Raw genomic sequence first — 20,919 nt, 5'->3', positions numbered from 1 at the left:
TCACACTCTCCACAATGCCTACAATGTCTAGATTTTCTAAAATTTCTAAAATTTGTTGTCTGTTGTGTCGAATGCGGGTCTCTGAGGCGGTCGTTCACACTCCCCACGTCCGTTCGACGGTCCGAGTCGAGTTCAGGCCCCGTCGGTGAGAATTTCCGGCGAAGCCGTCGTCGAGGCTGTTGTCCAATCAGTTCTCGCTCTCTTCTGACCTTCGCTCCGCTCCGGCCGTCCGGCCAGCCCCGATAACCAGAGCGTACCACTTGGTTATAACACGGGCCACTCGGAATCACCGCTCATGACAGTCACAGCGATGTTGACCGTGGCTCCGCTGGACGAGCCCGACGTCGACTTCGACGCCGAGATCGCGAAGGCAATCGATGCCCTGGAGCGCTTCGACGTGCGCTACGAGACACACCCGATGGAGACGACCATCGAGGCCGACGAGTTGAGCGAGGTGTTCGCCGCCGCGCAGGCCGCGACCGAGGCGGTCGACGCCAGCCGGACGCTCACGTCGCTGAAGATCGACCATTTCCGCGAGGAGACGCTCGCCGTCGAGGAGAAGGTCGAACGCGTCGAGGCACATCTCGGCCGCGACGCGCGGACCGTGGAGGACGAGCCATGACTCGCTGGACGACGCGGCGTCGGTTCCTCGCCGGGGCGGGCAGCGCGGCGACGGTCGGTCTCGCTGGCTGTACCGGCGGCACCGACGGGGGGTCCGACGGGACGTCGACCTCGCCGACGACCGTCGGCGGCACGGCGTCCGGAACCGACCCGGAGACGCTCCGTGTCGGCACCTACAGCGCGTTCGTCGACGCGCCGAGCACGAGTGCCGGCCCGTGGATCAAAGAGGAGTTCGAGTCGCGCCACGACGTTACCCTGGAGTGGGTCGTCCGCGAGAACGAACTGAACGACTTCATCCAGCGTCGTCAGCGCGGCGTCGACCTCGAAGCCGATATGTACGTCGGGCTGACGCCGCAGGACCTCGTCCGCGCCGACGACGCGCTCGGCGACGACAACGCGCTCTTCACCGGCTTCGACACCTCGCAGCTCGCGCAGGCGTCGAACATCGTCGACGCCTACCGCTTCGACCCGCAGAACCGCGTGCTGCCGACGGGTGCCTCCTACGTCTGTCTCGTCTACGACGAGAGCGTCGTCGACGCGCCGCCGACGTTCGAGGAACTGACTACGGAGGAGTACGCCGACTCGCTCCTCCTCGCGAACCCCGACAGTACGGCCACGGGGCTGCTTTTCCTGCTCTGGAGCATCAACACGGTCGGCGAGGAGAACTATCTCGACTACTGGCAGCGACTGATGGACAACGGCGTCCGCGTCCTCGGCTCGTGGTCCGACGCCTACGCCGCGTACTCCAACGAGGAGGCCCCGATGGTCGTCTCGTACTCGACCGATCAGGTCTACGCCGCCAGCTCCGGTGAGGACATGACCCGCCACCAGATCGGCTTCCCCAACGACCAGGGCTACGCCTACGTCGACGGCACGGCACCGTTCGCGACGACGGAGAAAGACGAGTTAGTCCACACCTTCATGGACTTCATGCTCGACCCTGCCGTCCAACAGGAGGTCGCGGTCAAGAACGTCGGGCTTCCGACCGTCACGAACGCCTCACTGCCCGAGGATATGCAGCAGTACGCCTACGAGCCTGCTGAGCCGATCCAGTTCGACTACGACACCCTCGCCGCCAACATGGACACCTGGCGCGACGAGTGGGCGCGACAAACGGCGTCGAAGTAGCCCGGCAGTCCGTCTCTCGCGCGCTTTCTCTGTTCGCTCCGCTCTCGACGCTTCGTGACGAGTGTGCGACTCGCCCACATCCAACCGTGAGTGTTAAGAGTTTACACACAAACGAGTAAACAATGGGCGAGACGCAGCGTGTAACCACTACCGTACGTGAGACACTGGACGAACTCCGGGCCGGTACCACCGCGGTCCGGGTGAACGGGGACGGCCCGTTCAACGTCCGCGAACGGCGCGAGCGAGCAACCTACGGCGGCGAGTACGTCGATACGACCGTCGAACTCGTCGGCGAGACGCGACGCATCCGCATCCTCGCGAAGGACAAAGGCGAGCGCGGTGCGGGCACGCCCGTCGTCTACGACATCGACCCCGAGGGCAACCGTGTCTCCGAGACCGAGCGCGTCGCGGCCATCACGCTGCCCGAGACCATCACGTCCGACGTCACCGTCCTCGACTACATCGACTCCGTGCAGTAACCTCCCTCGCTTTTCTAGCCCGTCATCGACTCGCCGATCCGTCGCAGGAGGGCCACCTGGCTGTCGACGTTCGCGGACAGCTCTTCGACGAGTTCGTGGTCCGCTCCGTGTTTCTCGCGGGCGATCTCCAGCGACGTGAGACTCGTCTCGACCGTCTCTAGGAGATGTTCGAGCCGGACGGCCGACTCCCAGACCTGATCGGAGTACTCCAGCGTCGGCTCGTTCCAGACCTCTTCGGCGGCCTCGCGGCTGTCGGCCAGTTCCTCGTGCCACGCGGCGACCGTCGTCGCCGACGGCGGCTCCTCGAAGTCGAACGCGTCGACGACGCCGACGACCGCGCCGTAGAGGATGGAGGGGCCGAGGTTCTGTTCGACCCACGCCTCGGCGGTCAGTCCGTCCTCGTCGGCGAGGTCGACCAGTTCGTCGAGGACCGACTCGGCGATCTCGATACGCTCGCCGCGGACCGTGGCGACGACGTACGTCGGCTCGTCGCCGGGAACCGTCACGTCGGCGGTGTCGACCGGGTCGTCGTCCGCAGGCCTCTCGTCAGTCACTGGTCTGAGTAGTCCGCCGAGCCGTGGTATAGCTTGCGCTGGTCGGGACGGTGGCGACAGCGTTGCAAAAGCGGTGTGGTGGTGTCGTGGTGCGGTGGTGTGAGACGGATGGGTCGAACGGGGCTATTGAGCGAAACTGCTCAGTAGAGACCCATCGCTTCGATCTGCTCCTGGTACCGGTTCCGGATGGTGACTTCCGTCACCTGCGAGACCTCGGCGACCTCGCGCTGGGTCTTCTTCTCGTTGCAGAGCAGCGACGCGGCGTAGAGTGCCGCGGCGGCGAAGCCGGTCGGCGACTTGCCCGAGAGCAGACCCTGCTCGGCGGAGACGTCGATGATCTCGTTGGCCTTCTGCTTGACCTCCTCGCTGACGCCGAGTTCGCTGGCGAAGCGCGGGACGTACTCCTTGGGGTCGACCGGCTGCATCTCCAGTTTCAGCTCCTGGGCGATGTAGCGGTAGGTGCGGCCGATCTCCTTGTACGGGACACGCGCGACCTCGGTCACTTCGTCGAGGCTGCGCGGGATGCCCTCCATCCGGCAGGCGGCGTAGAGACAGCTCGTCGAGACGGCCTCGATGGACCGACCGCGGATGAGGTCCTCGTTGAGCGCGCGGCGGTAGAGCACCGAGGCGACCTCACGCGTCGAGCGCGGCGCGCCGAGTGCGGAGGCCATGCGGTCCATCTCCGAGAGCGCGAACTGGAGGTTGCGCTCGCCCGCGTCCTTGGTCCGGATCCGCTCCTGCCACTTGCGCAGGCGGTGCATCTGGCTCCGTTTCTCGGAGGAGAGCGACCGGCCGTAGGCGTCCTTGTTCTTCCAGTCGATCTGGGTGGTCAGCCCCTTGTCGTGCATCGTCTTCGTCGTCGGTGCGCCCACGCGCGATTTCGAATCACGTTCGTTCTGGTTGAACGCGCGCCACTCGGGGCCCCGGTCGATGTTCTGCTCGTCGAGGACGAGCCCGCAGTCGTCACAGACGAGTTCGCCGCCACTGTGGACGATACTGTCGGAGTTACACTCCGGACAGACCTGCTCCTCGGATTCCGTGCTGGTCTGTTCGTCCTCGTTTGTCCGACCTCGGGATCGTTGCCGGGAGAAATCAGCCATTGAGATATGTTTTCTGGTTCCAACGCGTAAATATGTGGTGTTTTCCGACGACGAAGGTGACTGTCGTCTCGACGCGTTAGAACGTACGAGAACGTCTTTCGTGACGGTAAATCTCTCGAAATCTGATTTCTCGCGTCGATTCCGGACCGAGGCGTTGAAGTAGGACTGCGGATGCTACCATTTCACACTTTCTGCACCTGTCGACGGTTCGAACCGACAGAAAGCTTATGTAGCATGTTAGCAATTCACACACTGATGTTGTACGAATGTCGGTTCTGTACGCAAGGCTTCATCGGTCATCCCGGCGACGCGTGTCCGGACTGCGGTGCGAACGACGAGGAGTTCCCCAGCGGCTACCTACACGCCCACCCCGCCTCCCCACCGGACAGGAGGGCGGGCAACAGGAGAGGGAGGTCCCGCGTGTAACGTTCAGCCTCAGGCGTCGAGCACTTCGACGAGGTTGCCTTCCGGGTCGCGGACGAACAGGATCCGCGTCCCGGTCGACGTCGTCTGTGGCTCGCTGAGCGTCTCGACTCCCTCGGGGAGCGACGCGAAGAACTCGTCGACGTCGTCGACCGACAGCCCGAGATGCGCCGCCCCCGGCTGGTTCAGCTCCGGGTCAGTTCGCGTCTCGCCCTCGGGTTCGTATTCGACCAGTTCGATACGGACGCCGTCGGCGTCGAGATGCGCGAACCGTGCGGACGCACCGGCGACGTCGACGGCGGTCGCGAAGGCGTCGCCGCTGACGGTGAAGCGGTTGACGACGTCGAGTCCGAAGCTGTCGCGGTAGAACTCGACCATCCGTTCGAGGTCGGCTACGGTGAGACCGACGTGGTGTGCAGTGAGGTCGCTCATACCCCCTCTCGCCGAGCCACCGGCAAAAGCGACAGGGCGACGGCAACCGTCACCGCCGAGACGACGGCAACGGTCGCCACCGGGACGACGGCAATGGTCACCGCCAAGCGACGGAGAACATGAACTCCAGCACCGCGCTTAAGCCGTCCCCGCGTGTTGTCACAGCAGTTATACATGGATGCCGACAGCGACCGGTACAACGAGGAGGGAGTGTTGAAGAAGCAACAGTACAAGGCGGAACTCGACCGGCTTCAGGAAGAGCTGGTCAAACTCCAACACTGGGTCGAGGAGGAGGGGCTGCGGGTCTGCGTCGTCTTCGAGGGCCGCGACGCGGCCGGGAAGGGCGGCGTCATCAAGCGTCTCACACGACGGCTCAACCCCCGCGTCGCCCGCGTCGTCGCGCTCGGCAAACCCACGGAGCGCGAGCAGGGCCAGTGGTATTTCCAACGGTACGTCGAACAGCTGCCTACTGCGGGCGAGATGGTCTTCTTCGACCGTAGCTGGTACAACCGCGCGGGCGTCGAGCGCGTGATGGGGTTCTGCACCGACGAGGAGTACGAGGAGTTTCTGGTCTCCTGTCCGGAGTTCGAGCGGCTGCTCGTCCGCTCGGGCATCGTCCTCGTGAAATACTGGTTCTCGATCAGCCAGGAGGAGCAAGAACGGCGGTTCCAGCGGCGCAACGACGACCCCAAGCGACGCTGGAAGCTCAGCCCGATGGACCTCGAAGCGCGGGCGCGCTGGGAGGAGTTCTCGGAGGCGAAGGACGTCATGTTCGAGCACACCGACACCGACCACGCGCCGTGGCACGTCGTCCACGCCGACGTGAAGCGACACGCCCGGCTGAACTGCATCACGCATCTCCTCGACCAGTTCGACTACGAGGACCGCACGCCCGACCCCATCGAGCTGCCGCCGCGCGACGAGGCTGACAGCGGTGACAGTACCGACTACGAACGGCCGCCGATTCACCACCAGAACTGGGTGCCCGCCGTCTACGGTGAGAACCCCGTAGACAGTGACGGCGGTGTCGACGAGGGCTGACCCGACACTCGCGTATGGCCGTCGCACTGCCGCCGTGCGTCCTCTGACCTACCCCCCGCGCTGCTCGAACGCTCCGCGAAGTGCCCGCACCTCGTCGCGGACGGCCTGCCACTGTGCGAGCGTCCCCGGCAGCTCGCCGCCGCCGACCTGCTTCTCCACCAGCGCGCGCACCTCCCGCGGGTCGTCGATGTCGGCGAACGCGATGGCTCCGCCACCGGCGGCCTCGACCGAGACGGTCCCGTAGTCGAACACAGTGCCCAGGACGCCCTGCGTGAACGCGCTGTTCTGGACGCGGCCGAGCGAGACGCGCTGGACGCGCCGCGAGAGGACGCCCGTTCTGCGGTAGAGCGCGCGGTCGGTGACGACGTAGCGCGTCCTGACGACCCCGAGGTAGCCCCAGACGGCGACGAGGAGGCCGATGGGGACGAGGGTCGCGAGCACGAGCGCGACCGCGAGCTGTGTCTGCGTGGCTCCCCCGACGACGCCCGCGACGACCAGCACGACCCCGACCGCAATGGCCGGCAGCGCGCTCGTCGTCCGCGGCCGCCCGCTCCAGAGGACGTCCTCGTCGCCCCCGCGCGCCATCCACTCGTCGACGGCCGAAAGGTCGACGTCGGCAGCGAGGCTCGTGCTCATCGGCCGTCGTCGTCACCGGCTGGCCCGTCCGCCGCTTCGGACTCGTCGACCGAGACCGGCTCGCCGTGCTCGAACATCGCCTCGTCGGTCTCGGTGGCCGCCGTCGCCGTCGCGTCCGCCGGTGGCGTGGTCGACTCCTCGCCCTCGACGGCCTGCCGGATCGCCCGCAGTTCGCCGAGGATGTCGTCGAGGACGGTCGCCTTGTCGTCCGCGGGAGCTTCACGCGTCCGGATGCGACCGTTGATGAGCGTCTGGAGCTCCTGGGGGTCGCTGACGCTCTGGAAGCTCAACTCGACGCCCGCGCCACCGGCGGTGCTGATGTCGACGGTGCCGTAGCCGAACTGCCCCCCGAAGAAGCTCTGGCTGTAGGAGGTGTCTTGGACCTTGTCGAACTCGATGCGCTGGACGCTTCGGGAGAGCACGCCCGTCTTCTTGTAGAGTGCCGCGGAGGTGACGACGTAGTTCGTGTTCTTGTAGGTCAGATACGCCGAGACGACGATGGGGACCCCGACGAGAAACAGCGAGAGCGGGATACCGACCACGAGCGCGGGGACGAGACTGTACTGGTGGGGCGTGTCGGCCCAGAGGACCTCCTCGCCCTCGTCGAGGGTGAGCCAGTCGAACTCGGATTCCATGCCTCCACATCCGACGGCGCGCGGATAACTCTTCGTGGCCGACCCGAGGCGTTTTGTATCAGACAGGTCAAGGTCGGAGAGATGCGTCCCTGCACACGCCGCCACGCCCTCCACGGAGCTGCGGCCGCCCTCCTCGTCGGTCTCGCCGGCTGTTCCGGGTCGAACTCCAGTTCGCGTACCGCCACGGCCAGCGAGCGGCCCGTCCCCGACGACGCCGAAACCGACCCCGCACACGTCCAGCTGCGGAGCACGGCGGACGCCGCGGCCGTCCGCCATCCCGACGACGAGACACCGACCGACGACGAGGACGACTCGTTTCAGTTCCGCAGTCACCCCTTCGTCGCCAGCCGCGAGACGGCCGACGGGCTGACCTTCGGCGACGGGGTCGACGACGAGTCCGTCGCCGCGGCGCGACGGCTCCTCGCCGAGACCGACTTCGACAGCGAGACGGTCTACCTCGAACAGCGTCGGATTCGCGAGTGCTTCGCGCTGGACCTCTGTTACGTCCGCTGGGACACCGACCGCGTCGAGACGCAGTACGGCCGTCGGCTGCTTCCGGCCGACGTCGCCTGCGAGACGGACACGTACGACGTCGTCGCGACGCTCGTCCGTATCCCGGCCGCGCTCGACCCCGAGGACGTCTCTCGGTTCAGTTCGGGGACCAGCGGGAGCGGCTGTCGCCCGCCGGAGGGCGACCGATGACTGACCACCGAACGACCCGCCGCCGACTGCTCGCGCTCGGTGCCGCCGCCGGGAGCGCGGCACTCGCGGGCTGTAGTGCCCTCGACGGGCTCACCGGCGACGACACGCCCGAACTCGATGGGGACGCCCTGCGGGACCTCTCGGAGTCGGACGCCCCCGACCCGCCGCGGACCCTCCCGGTCGACATCGCGCCGGCTCATCTCGACGACTCGGAAGCGAGAGCGCGCGACCTGCTCGCCGCCGTCCCCGACGAGTTCACGCGACAGCAGATTCCGAACGGCGTGATGCGCGAGCGACTCGGCCACGCCCGCGAGTCGGCGACCGAGTATCTCGCCAGAACGGCCGAGGCGGACTCGCCGTACGAACGGCTGAGTGACCTGCAGTACGCTCGCGGCGAGGCCCAGTACGTCGCTGCCGCGTGGGCGGCCATCGACGACGGCCTGACTCGCGACGACGTCCGCCAGCAGGCCGACGAGCTTCGCCCCGCTCTCGACGAGTTCCGAGACCGGTGGGAGTACGTCGGCACCGACCCGACGCGGGCCGTCGTCGTCCACGCGGCGCTCGAAAACGAGGTCCGACACGCCGTCAACACGCTCGAGGACCCGACGCGACGGCTCGATTCAGGAACTGCCCTCGGCGTTGGCGAACTCGCCGAACGGCTCGAACGCGCGCGGGCCAGCGTCGGCGACGCCGCCCACCTGTTCGACCAATATACCGCCGGGAGCGGTGACCAGCCGTCGCTGCGCGAGACGTTCGACTCGGCGGTGGCGACGCTCGTCGCCGAGGTCCGTGCGCGCCGACGCGACCGGTTCGGAGCGGACTTCGACCCGAACGAGTCGGTCGAGCCGTCCTCGCTCGTCGACGGCGACGTCGAGGGCACGGCCGCGGGAGACACGCTGCACGCGCTCGTCGACCGGGTCGCGTATCCCCGCTTTGCCGACGACTCGTCGGTCGACACGCTCGCCTCGGATCTGCTGGTCGCTCACCGACAGCTCACGTCCCACCGGGCACTCGACTCGCTCGTCTCCCGGCTCGACGAGGGCGAGCGGTTCACGGTCGAGCGCGTCGCCGACGTACGGCAGTACCGTGCCGAGGCCGTCGACGCGCTCCGTGCCGCACTCGGTGTCGACAGCCATCTCGTCCGACACTCGGCCGTCCGTCTCGCCCGCGAGCTGCACTACGCCGACGACCGCCTCGCCGACCTCGACGGGACGGTCTCGGTCTCGGCGGTCGACTACTGGATTTCGTCCTACCTCGAAGTCGCTTTCGTGGCGCGGGCGATCCCGCCAGCGGCCGAGGCGGTCGCGCAGGCACTCCGGGATGCGTGACCGTCACACGGAGGGACAAAACGTTCTTTCACTCTACGCTACGGTTAACGTCTGAACTCCCCTTCTTACTGGTATGTCCCCGACACGACGCACGTTCCTCCGGGTGGGTAGCCTCGCAACCGTTGCACTCGTCGCTGGCTGCACTGCTGGCGGCGCGCCAACGGACGACCCGACGACCGACCAGCCGACCGACGAACCGACCGACACAGCCACCGACGGCGGCCTGCCGGGCGACGACGGCGACGGCTCCGGCGACGCCGGCGGCACCCGCCCCGAGGGTACCGGCGGGCCGGGCCTGACGCTCGTCGGCAGCGACGACGCCCCCGACCTCCCGGTGACGCCGAGCGTCGAGGTGACCGAGGACGTTGCGACCGCCGAGCATCCGCCGCAGCTCCGCGTCACCGTCACCAACGACGGCGACGAGACCGTGCAGGTCGGCGAGGGCCGCGACGTCGTCTTCAGCTACGTAACGAGCGACAGCGGCCAGCTCACGCTCCTCCCCGCCGGGGGCGACTACCCCGCGGAACCCGACTGCTGGCGGCTGACCGAGCCCATCGCGATCACCCGCGAATACCGCATCGTGACGCTCGAACCCGGCGAATCCACCTCGCAGCTCGTCGACGTCTACGGCGCGCCGAACGGCGACGGCTGTCTCCCGGTCGGCGAGCACCGCTTCGAGGCGACCTACAACGTGATGCGCGGCGAGTCGGACGAGGAGGAACAGGCCCGCTGGGGCTTTTCGGTCCTCTTAGAGTAAGTCTCGGCTGTCTCCCACAGCCGTCGACGGTCCCCACAGTGCGGCAGACGCGCGTCTGACTGATTTTCAAGCCGGTTCGCGACCAAGGTGTGATATGTCGCCGCACGGCCGCCGTGACTCGGCGTCACTCTCGCAGTGCTTCGAGCCGTGGCACTACACGTATCTGCGGCTGCCGCAACGCGCGTCCTGGGGACTCAGAAACCTCCTCAGGGCTCGCTCACCCGTACACTACGTCGCTGGCGATATGCGACGTGACTACGGCTGGACGCGCACGCTGCTCGCGGCTGGCGCGACGCTCGCCGGATTCGCCTTCACCGTCCGGCTCTTGCTCACCGGTGTCTTCGTCGCCCTTGCCTCGCCGAGTCCCGTCGCCATCGTGCTGTTCAACCTCTCTCTGTCCTTCCTCCTCGGCCGGACGCTGCTCGCCCGACTGGACACCGAGCCGCGGACGCGACGGCGGGTCGTCAGTGCCCGGACCTGGTGGGTGCGAGCCGCGCGCAGACGGCCGCGCGACCGCCAGCCGTTGTCACTCGACCACCAGTCGCTGTCACTCGACCGCCACCGCGCTTATTCTTCTCGGCGGCCAACGGCAGAGCATGAGCAGCCCAGACGACGTCCGTGACGCGCTCGGTCCCGACCTCGCCGCCGAACTCCCCGACACGGTCGACGCGGCCACCATCGAACGGCTCCGCCGGGTCGCCTACGTGCTCGACGAGCTCGTGCGTGTCCCCGGGACGAACTTCCGCTTCGGTGTCGACCCCGTCCTCGGCACGCTCCCGGTCGTCGGCGACGTGCTCTCGGCGGGCGTCTCGCTGTACGTCGTCCTCGAATCCGCGCGGCTCGGCGTGTCCTACACGACGCTCCTGCGAATGCTGGCGAACGTCGGCGTCGACGCCGCCGTCGGCTCGATTCCGCTCGTCGGCGGTCTCTTCGACGCCGTCTGGAAGGTCAACAAGCGCAACCTCGGACTCGCGCTCGCCGACCTGACCGACGGTGCCGTCGACCTCGACGACCTCGACGCGCTCGACGATCTCAGTGATACCACGAACGACGAGACCGGCGGCTCCGAGGCGTCGGAGCCGGTCGTCATCGACGTCGAGGACGCGTCGGAGTGAGCGGTCAGGGCGACGCCGGTGTCGACCCCTGGGTGAGCGTGTCAAAGAGCGACGGGTCCTCCCAGAGCTCGCGGAGCGTCGCCGCGGCGAGATAGCGCGTCGGGGCGGCGACCCACTCGGTCGCGGCCTGGTCGGTCGGGTCCGGGGCCGACGTGTCGAACCACCACGCGATATACCGGCCGTCGGCCAGCCGTGCGGTCGGATACATCTCGCCGGCAACCGAGACGTCGACGCGCGACCCGGACTCGACGTCCGGCCGCTCCTCGTCGCCGTCGGCGACGAGGAGTTCGATATGGACCGACTGCTCACCCACGGTGGCCACGCTCCGCCCCCCGGACGCCGTCGCCGACCGAATCACGCGTTTTCCCCCGTTCCGTCGTGCGTAATCCGTGTAACATGGCCAACCGTTGACGGAGGAGTCGTATAAATCTCTGTCAGGCACGCGTCAGACACGGCTCGCTGTCTGCCGGTCCGAATGTCGCCCGTCTCGCCGCCGTGACTACCGCCCTTCGACGAACGGCGTGTACATCCGGTGGGTGTCCGGACAGCCGCCGAGTCGGACGGTTCCGGCGTCGACTTCGCGGGCGTAGACCCGACGCTTCCCGTCGGTCGTCCCGACCGTGTCGCCGGTGTCGCGCCACGACGAGAGCCAGTCCGGCCGCGTCTCGGCGTCGTAGGCGACGTAGACCGTTGCCGGCGCGGTCACGGAGAGCTGGAGTGCCGTGGGACGCTCGGCGTCGGCGTCTTCTTCCTCGGGTCTGACGTACGCGAGACCAGCGTACTTCCCGGGTAGCGTCTGGACAGTGTCCTCGCCGTAGACGGTCAGCCGCTCGCCCTGTCGCAACCGGCCGACCTCCGAGAGCGACCCCTCGGTGGAGCGAGCCTGCGCGAGCAACGCTGACCCGGTGTCGCTGCCCGGCCACTCGGTTCGTCGGCTGCCGTCGGCCGCGCCCGCGACGTAGCCGCCTTCGACGGCCGCGTCCGTACCGGCACTCTCCGGGAGGACGGACCCCTCGACGGCGAGGCCGTACTCCTCGTACAGCTCTGCGTTCGACTTCCCGACCAGTTTCCGCGGGGCGACGTCGGTGAGTGCCGACAGCGAATCTTTCTCCGTGGCGTCGAGGTCGGCGCGGGTGGGGAACGGGACGTAGTCGGCCGCCTGTTCGGCGAAGTAGACCCCCTCGCCGTTCAGCGTGACGCCACCCTCCGGCGAGAACAGGCCGTAGAGGTCGTCGTCGAACTCGGCCGAGAGATAGAGGTTTGTCCGGCCCCCCTCGCCGAACTCGGCCTCGACGTCGACCTGTTGGGCGGGCGTCCACCGCCGGTCGGTCGTCCCTCCGATTACCTGCACGTCGACCTCGTTGTCGAGGACGCCCGTGACGGGGCTCTCGCCTCGTGGTGCGGCCCGGACGCCGACCGTGAAGCCCTCGACCGTCGAGTCCTCCACGCGGACGTTGCTCGGCGCGTGATTTCGATTTATTCCGACCCCGCGACCCGCGCCGTCGCCCGCGACGAGGTGGGCGTCTCGAATCCGGACGTTCGCGCTGTACCGGACCGAGACCCCGTTGTAGCCACCCTGCGCACCGCGGCTGTTGGGAACTCTGAGATGGTCCCACTGGCTGTAGTGGCGGCCGATGTTAAATGCGAGAAATCCGTCGACGACGCTGTACTCGTCCAGTCGGTCGTGGTGTGCGCCGAAGCGGTGCCGCGAGATGTCGAGCCCGCCGCCGGAGGCGAAGACGGTGTTGTCGCGGAACGACCGGAACTTCACCAGACTCGACGGGACCATGCCGTCGTCGACCTCGTCTGAGTCGACGAGGTCGGGCTGGTTCTCGATGCGCTCGACGGGGAAGTTGGCTAACTCGCCGGTGACGCCACCGAGTTCGCCCGGGGGGACCTCCCGGTCCGGCTTGGCGCGGGTCCAGTAGACGAAGCCGTGGTGACGGTGGCCGGCGGCGACGTTCCCCTCGACGGCGACGCCGGGGCCCTGAAACCAGAAGCCGTAGCCGCCATGGCCGAAGTCGTCGATGGCTCCTTCGTCCCCTTCGCGGAACTGTCGACCGTCCGGGACGCTACCCGAACCGTGCGACCGGAGCGCGAAGTTCCGTTTGAACGTCCCTGCTTCGGTCCCGATCTCGGCGACGAAGCCCGCACCGAACACCTGGTAGGAGACGTTGTCCTCGAACCGGACGTGGCTGTCGTGGTTGACGTAGCCCCAGCCGGGGCTGCCCCGGACGACACAGTCGCGGACGACGCGGGGGTCGCCGACGGTCGGGCCAGTTCGATGAAAGTGACAGGCGTAGCGGGCTTGGGGGTTCGACTCGGCGTCTTTCGGGGGAACGCCGTTGGCCGGGTCGGTGACGGGGCGGGACTTGTCGGTCCGGCCGAGGTCCGAGAACTCCGCACCGACGACGTCGACGTCGCGACTCATGAACATCACGTGGCCGCGCCGTTTCGTCCGGTCGTTCTCGGACGCCAAGCGGACGGTTCGCGAGAGGCTGACGACGTAGCTCGGGAGACTGGACTTGGGTGGGATGTGGTCGTACTCCAGTGGTTCGTCGAGGCGGACGCTCGTGCCGTCGACGGCGACGACCTCGCGCTCCTCGTCCTCGTCGCGGTCGGGTGAGAGTCCCGGGAGGACGACCGTGTCGCCGGCGGTCCAACCGGTCGGTTCGGCCGCGAGGCGCAGTTCGTCGTCACCGCTCGTCGGCGCGCTCGCCAGTTCGAGGAAGGATGTCTTCTCGACGCCCCGGACCCGGACCGTCGCACCCGGCAGGGTGAGCAGGCCCCGGCCGATGCGTTCGGGGTCGTCGGACTCGTCGATGGCTCCCGAGTCGAGGAACGTGACGACGGTGTCCTGTGCCGGAGTCTCCTCACTCCCGAGTTCGAGTCGGCCGCTGCCGGTGACGACGAGCGTTTCGACGAGGAGGCGCGCCGCCGTCTCGGGGTCGACGCGGAGCGTCCCGTCGACGCGGAGGGTCTGCAGCCGCGCCGTCGTCGACGTGAGTGTGAGCGTCGTCTCCGCGGGCACGTGGACCCGCGCGCCGTCGGTCGGTGTCTCGTCTCCCCACGTCGTCGCGTCGGCCCACTGCCCACCGCTCGCGGTGTGGGTCACGGCGTCGCGCGGAACGAGAGCCAGCACGTGGTGGCTGTCGTGGCCGTCGTGACTGTCGTCGCCGAGGAGACCCCCTGCGACGTCGTCGACCGCGCCGCCCACCGTACCGTCGGCGGCTCCCAGACCGCCGAAGATGCCCGCGGTGCCGAGGCTCCCCAGTGCGATTCCCTTCAACAACGTCCGTCGATCCGTCTCGCCGTCTTCCTCCTGCCCGGAGTGTGTGCCCGTCATGACTCTCTCACGTCACTGATTGTTTGATTCTTCTACTGGTGCGTAATCAAGCTTCAGGCCGGTGTGACGGCTGTCTGACTGATACTCGGTCGATGCCGACACACCGCACGGCGGGAAGCTTCATGTGTGTTGGGCGTTATCACATACCATGGCTCGACCGGTCACCGTGACACTCGTCGGCGACCGATCCGCAGTAGCAACGGCGTTCCAGCAGCTCGACGAGATGGTCTCGGAGGTGACGACCGAGCAGTGGACGGAGGTGCCGCGCGGCCCCTCCCACGAGTCGCCCGAGCAGCCACGGCGGGCGACGGACTCCGACCTCGACGTCGCTGTCGAGCGTGCGGCGGCACAGACGAACGGCTCGGCCCCGGTCGACGTGCTCCGGGTGACCATCGAGATTCCGTCGACTATCGCCCGCGACATCGTCGCGACGGTGCTCCACAACCATTTCACGGACCGCACGCGGCCCGTACAGGTCGTCGTCGACGACCACCGACTCTCGGAGCGCGAAGGTCTCGAAGACCTCCAGCGACGCGTCTGGGACGCCAGCGGTAACGGCGTCGCTGTCGAGTGACGTGGTACCGGGAGACAGGACAGACCGACTTACCAAACCTTATACGTAACCGAGGGATACGTGATGATAGCGGGATGGGATAGCCAGGAGATTCCGCCGGGCTCATAACCCGGAGATCGGTAGTTCAAATCTACTTCCCGCTATTTTTCAGGAACTCACACCGCAAGCGACGCGTTTCATCGCGTCGCGACCCCAGAGTTCCTGAAAATAGTCACGTCGTAGTTTGAACGAGAGAACGAGCGACCGAAGGGAGCGACGTTCGCGTAGTTCAAATCTACTTCCCGCTGTGTTTTCGCTGAACTCACTCTCAGTGCAGCACCCCATCACGCTGCGACAGTTGGATTCCTAATTGTCAGACGCAGTCGTCACCCCGAGCGTACACGTGCTCGCGCTCGGTAGCCGAACAGTGCGGACACGAGGAGACACACGAGCACGCTGACGACGAGTTCGGCATCCGGACTCCCGCCGTACACCGCCGTGTAGGTCGCCACGGAGAGAAACGAGACCACGCCGAACAGTGCAAACAGTCCCCACCGCTGCACCTCCGTCAGATACGCTCCTACGACCCGACGGAGCAGCAGATACACGAGCACGAAGCCGAGCACGACTCCACCGAGCGGGTTCCAGCCGTTCGGCGTCACACCGACTACGACAGACCCGCCCGCTGCGACGACCGCGAGAACCGACAACAGAGCGGCTCGAAGCGTCCGAAGATCCATCGTTACTTCTCCGAATAATTCTATGCCTATTGGGATTAATTATCTGGCGGTGTTTTTAATATGATGTGCCGCTCTCGTACGTGACCACACGGGTTCGACGGACGTCGCACAGGAGTACACCTGAGGCGACTCGCCCTCACACTTTCCCGACACCAGTCACAACACACACCCATGAGCTACACCTGGCAGTACTACGACCTCGTCTTGCTGGGTATCGCCGGCAGTCTCGAGAGTGGCGTCGCCCTCGGGCAGTTCACCGCGTTGTCGTCGGCCGTCACCGTCCCCGTGGCCGGCCTCGTCGCCATCGCCATCATGAGCCACGCTCTGTTCGTCAACGGCCCCGTCGACGAGCCGACGGACCTCACCGACGAGGTCACGGCGTTGAACTGACGGCGTGGTCACACGGCCCGCGACGCGGCACGCTCCAGCGCGAGCACGCCGACGACGCCGACGGCCAGCGCGTAACCCAGCGTCGCCAGCGCGAAGACGTCCGGGAGTGCCGGCAGGACGAACCCGGCGACGACGAGCGGTAGGAGTCCGAGCAGCATCACGAGCGAGTACGCCGAGAACCGCACCGTATCGAACAGGAACTCGTCGGGCTGGAAGCCGGTCACGAGGACCGTGAGTCCGAAGAGGAAGAGGACGGAGCCGACGAGGACCCCGCCGCCGAGCGCGAGGTCCGCGACGCCCGCGTCGGTGAAGAGTGCCAGTCCGAGATAGTAGACGAGGACGACCGGCGTCTCCAGGAGGGCGAACGCGCCCGCCTTGGCAAGGTAGAGCGAGCGCTCGGAGACAGGGTAGAGCCGGTAGTCCGCGGGCGAGTCGACCTGCGTGAGCCAGCTGTAGGTCGGGAACGCCGTCGCACCGAGGACCGCGCCGAAGAGTACCGCCGGGACGAGCGGGAGCGAGACGTAGGTGCCGACGAAGCGGACGACGACGACCGCCGCGCCGAGCAGGACGCCGCTTGAGAGCGCGAGCTTCCACACGCCGCCGCTGCTGCGGTGGACCTCGAAGACCGTCTTGGCGACGAGCGACGCCAGCGGTCCCCCGCCGAGGCGGTGCTGCAGCCACCGGTAGCCAGTGTGACGGGCCGCCGTCTCCCCGGAATCTGCGAAGTCGAAACGCCAGACGCCGACGAGAAAGAGCACCACCGTCGCGAGTGTAACTCCGGCGACGACGAGCGGCGAGTACGGCGGGGCCAGCGTGCCGATGTCGAACCCCACCCCGCTCGACCGGGCGAGGACGACCGCAGCGAGCGCGCCGCCACCGACGACGAGACCGAGCACACGGACGAGCCGGGAGCCGTCGACCCAGAGCGAACTTGCGGCGAGCGTGAGCGCCAATCCGGCGGCGAACGCGAGCGTCGACGCGGGCCAGAGCGTGAGGACGAGCCCGAACGTCGCGTCACTCGCCGCCGCCGGGCCGACGAGCGCGCCGACGGAGACCGGCAGGAGAAACAGGAGCGCGTAGTAGCCGACGTCTTTCACCAGGAACGCCGCGACGACCTCGCGGGCCGAGACGGGCAGCGTGCGCGTCGCGTAGAGCAGGAGCGTCACGTCACCCAGCAGGTCCGACAGCGAGTCGCGGCTGACGAAACCGATACTCCCCGTCTGGAGACCGAAGGCGAACGCGAGACCGACGACACCGGCGGTGAGCGTCGTTGCCGGGACGCCGATGACGGTCAGCGCGTAGCTCGCGACGGCGGTGAGGACGAGGAGCACGAGCGGGAACCCGGCGAACCGGCGGCCACCGAACAGTTCGCTGTGGAGCCGCCACTCCTCGACCGTCATGAGCCGCAGGAGCGTCAGGAACCGGGTCATGACGTGGGAGTGGCACCGACGGCACGGAGGAACACGTCCCGCAGCGTCTCACCGTCGAGAGCCCGCGGGTCGCATTCGACGGCGAACGCGCCGTCGACGAGGATACCGACCTGCGTACACAGCTCTTGGGCTACTTCGACGTGGTGCGTCGAGAGGACGACCGTCGTCCCGCGGGCCTGAAACTCCCGGATGGCAGCCTTGACGCGCTCTTGGATGACCGGGTCGAGGTTCGCCAGCGGCTCGTCGATGAAGACGAGTTCCGGCTCGTGGAGGAACGCTTGCGTCAGCATTACCTTCTGCTGTTGGCCCCGCGAGAGGTCCGTACAGAGCGTATCGAGCTTCTCGGCGAAGTCCAGCCGCTCGGTCCACTCGCCGACTCGCTCCTCGACGACGTCGGTGTCCATCTCGCGGACGCCGCCGACGAACGAGAAATACTCCCGCGGCGTGAGAAAGCTCGGCGGCGACTCCTTCTCGGGGAGGACGCCGATACGCTCGCGAACCGCTTGGGGGTGGTCGCCGGGGTCGAGACCGAGCACCGAGACGGTGCCCTCGTCGGCCGAGACGGTCCCGGTCAGGACGTTGATGGTCGTCGTCTTCCCCGCCCCGTTCTTGCCGAGCAGCCCGAACACCGTTCCCGACTCCACGGTGAACGACAGTCCGGCGAGGACGGCCGTCGACCCGTAGGACTTCGAGAGCCCGTCGACAGTAATCGTAGTCACAGTTGCTCGTCCTACACCGCCGTCCGTGTTAAACAGAGTTTCTTTTTGCCTTACACTTCGGAGTGAGTCAGTCCAGAGCGAGGGTGGCGACGACGAACACCGCCGTCCCGGCGACGAGCGAGAGCAGGAGACCGCCGAACAGGCGCGGTCGGCCGCCCGTGACGGCCGGATTTCCAAGGAGGAACGGGCCGACGACGGTCACGGCGAGCAGTGCGACGACGAAGAGCGCGAGGGCGGTCCAGGCCCCGATTCGGAGGAGCCGCACCGCCCGAACGATCTTCGCCGCCGGACCGCCGGACTCGGCCGTCGACCCACCGGAGCCCCCCGCCTGACCGGCGTCGCCGACGTCATCGATACCGCCGATGTCGCCGACGTCGGCCACGTCGCTCGGCCCCCTGCTCGTGGTCGTCTCACTCGTCGCGGTCGGCCCGTTCGTCGTACTCATACCACCTCCCACGGCCGACCACGACTTCATCCCACCGGCGACGGCCGGTGGTCACTCGGAATCCGTCGGGCCGTCAGTCGTGTCGGTCGTGTCGGTTGCATCGGTTGCATCGGCCACGTCGGTCGCATCGGTCGCGCCGGCCGGGGCGGTCACACCGGACGCGTCCGCAGGCACGAGGCGGTCGCCCACGTCGCTGTAGATGTCGACGAGTCCCTTCAACGCCCCGAGGACGATGGGGCCGTAGAAGAGACCGACGACCCCGAACGCGCCGATACCGCCGAAGATACCGACGATGAACAGCCCCGGATTGAGCCGCGCCTCGTGGCCGCCGATGAGCGGCCGGAGATAGTTGTCCGAGAGGCTGACGATGAGGGAGCCGTAGACGAGGATGAAGCCACCGGCGACGATGTCACCCGTGACGAGCAGATAGACGCCAGCGGGGAACCAGACGATCGAGGCCCCGATGAGCGGGAGCAAGGAGAGTGCCGTCGTCATCACCGTCCAGAAGAGGACGCTCGGGAGACCGACGATGGCGAAGCCGATGCCCGTCAGCACCCCCTGGACGACCGCGACGAGGACGTTGCCGACGAGCACGGCCCACATCAGACGATCCAGCGTCTCGAGCAACTCGTCTTGGACGTCGCGAGGGAGCGGCATGGACGTGCGGAGCCACGCGAGCAGCCGGTGGCCGTCCTTCAGCAGATAGTAGAGGACGAAGAGCAGCACCGCGAGACCGACGGTGGCGTTCGAGAGCCCGCCGAAGACGTCGAGGGCGTTGTCGAACAGCACCGCGCGGACGTCGAGCGTCAGCGAGCGGACCACGTCCCGCACGTCGACGCTGACGCCGATGTACTCTCGGATGGCGTCCTCGACGAGATCGTAGTCCAGTTCGCCGTTTCTGACCGCCGCGAGCAACGAGAGTGCCTGTCCGAGAACGACGCTGAGGAGGACGAAGACCGGGAGTAAGACGGTGAAGACCGTCGCGAGGATGAGCGTGCCCGCGGCGATTCGAGGGCCGAACCGGGGAGTGAGCCGCCGGTGTAACGGTCGGAGGACGTAGGCGAGGAGGACGCCGAACAGGATATACTGCGAGTACGGAAGCGCGACGAGAAGAGAGAGTCCCGCGACGGCGACCAAAACGAAGAGGAAGAACGCACGGGTGCGGTTCATGTCAGTCCTGTCGGCAGTCGAGGCCATAAAACCGTTAGAACGGCTGGGTGGACGCGGTCTCGCGCCGCCCGCGTCACTCCAGCGTCTCGATGAAGATGGCTTCGGGGAGTTCGAGGTAGACCCAACCGGCGAAATGAGCCACCTCGGCCAGCGTCAGCGGGTTCGCCTCGCCGTGGTGAATCATCTCGGTGTAGATGAGCATCGCCATGACGACCAACGCCGACACGGACAGGATCGCGTGGACGTTCGGCACGAACCTGAACTTACGGTTGAACAGGACGACGTCCACCTCCACTTCGGGACCGTCGTCGGGGTCGGTGATGTGTATCGTCTCTCCACACGGGCACTGGGCGGTGAGTTGTTCGGTCATGTTGTCTCCTCCGTTCTAGCGCGTTTGGTCACACGCTGGGACCACACTTGGAGCCTCCACACCTCCTGGCTCACAAGAGCTTGTTTGGGACTATAAAACTTGAATCTTTCGCATATTGGGACCAATATGTGGTTTGAGCTAGTTATGCACTATTCTGGTCCTATTATGGGACCATACTGAACGGGGTGCTGTCGGAAACTGTGTCGGCTCTCCGGCTCGGACGCTCGGCAGTGTCCGCGACGGCGAAGAAAGCGATGTCGGTGCGGCGAGTCGGTCGTCGAACTACGTGTCGTCCGAGAGGTTCTCTTCCAGCAGCCGCTCGAGACGCTCGATGCGTCGCATCACGTCGTCCTCGTTGTCGGCCGTTGTCGACCGGAGGAGCTGCTCGCTGGCGGGGATGGAGTCGACCGACGGCTGGTAGGTCCGTTCACGGCGAGGTGGCTCAGAGCGATAGTCGTCGTCCGGGCGCAGGTTGTCCGCCGCGGCGACGATATGCGGTCCCATCGTGTCGATGAGGCTCATCATGTCGCTCACGAAGTCGTCGTCCTCGATGAAGTCGGAGTTGGCCGCCCGGTCGAGTTCTTCGGGATGACGGACGAAGTACAAGGCCATCTGGTATTTGAGTGCCTTCTCCACCTCGTCGCCCAACCGTCCCTTGTACGTCCCATCGTTGACGAACCGGACGAAGTTCCGGTATTTGTCTGCCAAATCACCTTCGACACGTGGTCCCAATTGGGTCTTACCTGCCATCACGAGTAAACATCAGCACCACATCCTATTTAAACCCAATGGTAATCGGTCCCAC

At 66.9% G+C, this 20,919-nt stretch carries 25 protein-coding genes and 1 tRNA gene; 12 read left to right on the top strand and 14 right to left on the bottom strand.

Features of this window, described 5'->3' with window-relative positions:
• Positions 1-295: 295 nt before the first annotated feature.
• The 3 genes from BLR57_RS17570 to BLR57_RS17560 all read left to right on the top strand — a co-directional run bounded on the left by BLR57_RS17570 (position 296) and on the right by BLR57_RS17560 (position 2,228).
• A complete protein-coding gene (locus tag BLR57_RS17570) occupies positions 296-622 on the top strand; it encodes a thiamine-binding protein (RefSeq protein ID WP_089699798.1) in 327 nt (108 codons plus the stop codon).
• Positions 619-1,749 carry a thiamine ABC transporter substrate-binding protein gene (locus BLR57_RS17565; protein WP_089699796.1) on the top strand — a complete coding sequence of 377 codons (1,131 nt, stop codon included), beginning with the start codon at positions 619-621 and terminating at the stop codon, positions 1,747-1,749. The genes BLR57_RS17570 and BLR57_RS17565 overlap by 4 nt, the downstream gene beginning before the upstream one ends.
• 122 nt (positions 1,750-1,871) lie before the next feature.
• Positions 1,872-2,228: a hypothetical protein gene (locus BLR57_RS17560; RefSeq protein ID WP_089699794.1), complete on the top strand. Its 357-nt coding sequence runs from the start codon at positions 1,872-1,874 to the stop codon at positions 2,226-2,228.
• A 14-nt stretch (positions 2,229-2,242) separates the two neighbouring features.
• On the opposite strand, the gene BLR57_RS17555 is transcribed toward BLR57_RS17560, so the two are convergent.
• The 3 genes from BLR57_RS17555 to BLR57_RS17545 all read right to left on the bottom strand — a co-directional run bounded on the left by BLR57_RS17555 (position 2,243) and on the right by BLR57_RS17545 (position 4,737).
• Positions 2,243-2,782, bottom strand: a complete 540-nt coding sequence (locus tag BLR57_RS17555; protein ID WP_089699793.1) for a hypothetical protein — start codon at positions 2,780-2,782, stop codon at positions 2,243-2,245.
• A gap of 140 nt (positions 2,783-2,922) precedes the next feature.
• Complete coding sequence (locus tag BLR57_RS17550; RefSeq protein WP_089699792.1) at positions 2,923-3,882, bottom strand: transcription initiation factor IIB; 960 nt, start codon at positions 3,880-3,882, stop codon at positions 2,923-2,925.
• 435 nt (positions 3,883-4,317) lie between these two features.
• Entirely contained in the window at positions 4,318-4,737 is a 420-nt protein-coding gene (locus BLR57_RS17545; protein ID WP_089699790.1) for a VOC family protein, read from the bottom strand.
• Between the two features lie 174 nt (positions 4,738-4,911).
• On the opposite strand from BLR57_RS17545, the gene ppk2 reads away from it, so the two are divergent.
• On the top strand, positions 4,912-5,778 hold the full coding sequence (gene ppk2 / locus BLR57_RS17540) for a polyphosphate kinase 2 (protein ID WP_089699788.1): 867 nt from the start codon (positions 4,912-4,914) through the stop codon (positions 5,776-5,778).
• 48 nt (positions 5,779-5,826) lie between these two features.
• Here the strand turns inward: ppk2 and BLR57_RS17535 are convergent, their stop codons facing one another.
• Entirely contained in the window at positions 5,827-6,414 is a 588-nt protein-coding gene (locus tag BLR57_RS17535; RefSeq protein WP_089699786.1) for a PH domain-containing protein, read from the bottom strand.
• Positions 6,411-7,049, bottom strand: a complete 639-nt coding sequence (locus BLR57_RS17530; RefSeq protein ID WP_089699784.1) for a PH domain-containing protein — start codon at positions 7,047-7,049, stop codon at positions 6,411-6,413. The genes BLR57_RS17535 and BLR57_RS17530 overlap by 4 nt, the downstream gene beginning before the upstream one ends.
• 81 nt (positions 7,050-7,130) lie before the next feature.
• On the opposite strand from BLR57_RS17530, the gene BLR57_RS17525 reads away from it, so the two are divergent.
• From BLR57_RS17525 to BLR57_RS17505, 5 genes are all read left to right on the top strand, one after another.
• On the top strand, positions 7,131-7,751 hold the full coding sequence (locus BLR57_RS17525; RefSeq protein ID WP_089699782.1) for a hypothetical protein: 621 nt from the start codon (positions 7,131-7,133) through the stop codon (positions 7,749-7,751).
• Positions 7,748-9,079, top strand: coding sequence for a hypothetical protein (locus BLR57_RS17520; RefSeq protein WP_089699780.1), 1,332 nt, complete (start codon positions 7,748-7,750; stop codon positions 9,077-9,079). The genes BLR57_RS17525 and BLR57_RS17520 overlap by 4 nt, the downstream gene beginning before the upstream one ends.
• Positions 9,080-9,152: 73 nt before the next feature.
• Positions 9,153-9,836 carry a hypothetical protein gene (locus tag BLR57_RS17515; protein ID WP_089699778.1) on the top strand — a complete coding sequence of 228 codons (684 nt, stop codon included), beginning with the start codon at positions 9,153-9,155 and terminating at the stop codon, positions 9,834-9,836.
• A 94-nt stretch (positions 9,837-9,930) separates the two neighbouring features.
• Positions 9,931-10,458, top strand: coding sequence for a hypothetical protein (locus BLR57_RS17510; RefSeq protein WP_089699777.1), 528 nt, complete (start codon positions 9,931-9,933; stop codon positions 10,456-10,458).
• Complete coding sequence (locus tag BLR57_RS17505) at positions 10,433-10,951, top strand: DUF4112 domain-containing protein (RefSeq protein ID WP_089699775.1); 519 nt, start codon at positions 10,433-10,435, stop codon at positions 10,949-10,951. Before BLR57_RS17510 ends, BLR57_RS17505 begins: the two co-directional genes overlap by 26 nt.
• A 4-nt stretch (positions 10,952-10,955) precedes the next feature.
• Here the strand turns inward: BLR57_RS17505 and BLR57_RS17500 are convergent, their stop codons facing one another.
• Both BLR57_RS17500 and BLR57_RS17495 read right to left on the bottom strand, forming a co-directional pair.
• Positions 10,956-11,273 (bottom strand): hypothetical protein, encoded by a 318-nt coding sequence (locus BLR57_RS17500; protein WP_211603309.1) that lies wholly within the window; start codon positions 11,271-11,273, stop codon positions 10,956-10,958.
• A gap of 177 nt (positions 11,274-11,450) precedes the next feature.
• A complete protein-coding gene (locus BLR57_RS17495) occupies positions 11,451-14,297 on the bottom strand; it encodes a right-handed parallel beta-helix repeat-containing protein (RefSeq protein WP_089699773.1) in 2,847 nt (948 codons plus the stop codon).
• A gap of 148 nt (positions 14,298-14,445) precedes the next feature.
• On the opposite strand from BLR57_RS17495, the gene BLR57_RS17490 reads away from it, so the two are divergent.
• Together BLR57_RS17490 and BLR57_RS17485 are read left to right on the top strand one after the other, a co-directional pair.
• Positions 14,446-14,871 (top strand): hypothetical protein, encoded by a 426-nt coding sequence (locus BLR57_RS17490; RefSeq protein ID WP_089699771.1) that lies wholly within the window; start codon positions 14,446-14,448, stop codon positions 14,869-14,871.
• Between the two features lie 68 nt (positions 14,872-14,939).
• Positions 14,940-15,014, top strand: a tRNA-Met gene (locus tag BLR57_RS17485).
• Between the two features lie 222 nt (positions 15,015-15,236).
• Here the strand turns inward: BLR57_RS17485 and BLR57_RS17480 are convergent.
• Positions 15,237-15,590, bottom strand: a complete 354-nt coding sequence (locus tag BLR57_RS17480) for a hypothetical protein (protein ID WP_089699769.1) — start codon at positions 15,588-15,590, stop codon at positions 15,237-15,239.
• A 171-nt stretch (positions 15,591-15,761) separates the two neighbouring features.
• Between BLR57_RS17480 and BLR57_RS17475 the strand changes: the two genes are divergently transcribed.
• Positions 15,762-15,980, top strand: coding sequence for a DUF8015 family protein (locus tag BLR57_RS17475; protein ID WP_089699767.1), 219 nt, complete (start codon positions 15,762-15,764; stop codon positions 15,978-15,980).
• Between the two features lie 8 nt (positions 15,981-15,988).
• On the opposite strand, the gene BLR57_RS17470 is transcribed toward BLR57_RS17475, so the two are convergent.
• The 6 genes from BLR57_RS17470 to BLR57_RS17445 all read right to left on the bottom strand — a co-directional run bounded on the left by BLR57_RS17470 (position 15,989) and on the right by BLR57_RS17445 (position 20,822).
• Positions 15,989-17,410, bottom strand: coding sequence for a hypothetical protein (locus tag BLR57_RS17470; protein WP_089699764.1), 1,422 nt, complete (start codon positions 17,408-17,410; stop codon positions 15,989-15,991).
• Entirely contained in the window at positions 17,407-18,129 is a 723-nt protein-coding gene (locus BLR57_RS17465; RefSeq protein WP_089699762.1) for an ABC transporter ATP-binding protein, read from the bottom strand. Before BLR57_RS17465 ends, BLR57_RS17470 begins: the two co-directional genes overlap by 4 nt.
• Before the next feature lie 67 nt (positions 18,130-18,196).
• The gene (locus tag BLR57_RS17460; protein ID WP_139173394.1) at positions 18,197-18,574 is read right to left on the bottom strand and encodes a hypothetical protein; all 378 of its coding nucleotides are present in this window, start codon (positions 18,572-18,574) and stop codon (positions 18,197-18,199) included.
• Positions 18,575-18,625: 51 nt separating this feature from the next.
• Complete coding sequence (locus tag BLR57_RS17455) at positions 18,626-19,744, bottom strand: AI-2E family transporter (RefSeq protein ID WP_089699757.1); 1,119 nt, start codon at positions 19,742-19,744, stop codon at positions 18,626-18,628.
• Between the two features lie 73 nt (positions 19,745-19,817).
• Positions 19,818-20,114, bottom strand: coding sequence for a hypothetical protein (locus BLR57_RS17450; RefSeq protein WP_089699755.1), 297 nt, complete (start codon positions 20,112-20,114; stop codon positions 19,818-19,820).
• Between the two features lie 282 nt (positions 20,115-20,396).
• Positions 20,397-20,822, bottom strand: coding sequence for a hypothetical protein (locus tag BLR57_RS17445; RefSeq protein ID WP_139173393.1), 426 nt, complete (start codon positions 20,820-20,822; stop codon positions 20,397-20,399).
• Positions 20,823-20,919 lie beyond the last annotated feature (97 nt).

Origin of the sequence: Halogranum gelatinilyticum (assembly GCF_900103715.1) — an archaeon.
Lineage (GTDB): Archaea > Halobacteriota > Halobacteria > Halobacteriales > Haloferacaceae > Halogranum > Halogranum gelatinilyticum.
This window is presented reverse-complemented; position numbering and strand designations above follow the sequence as displayed.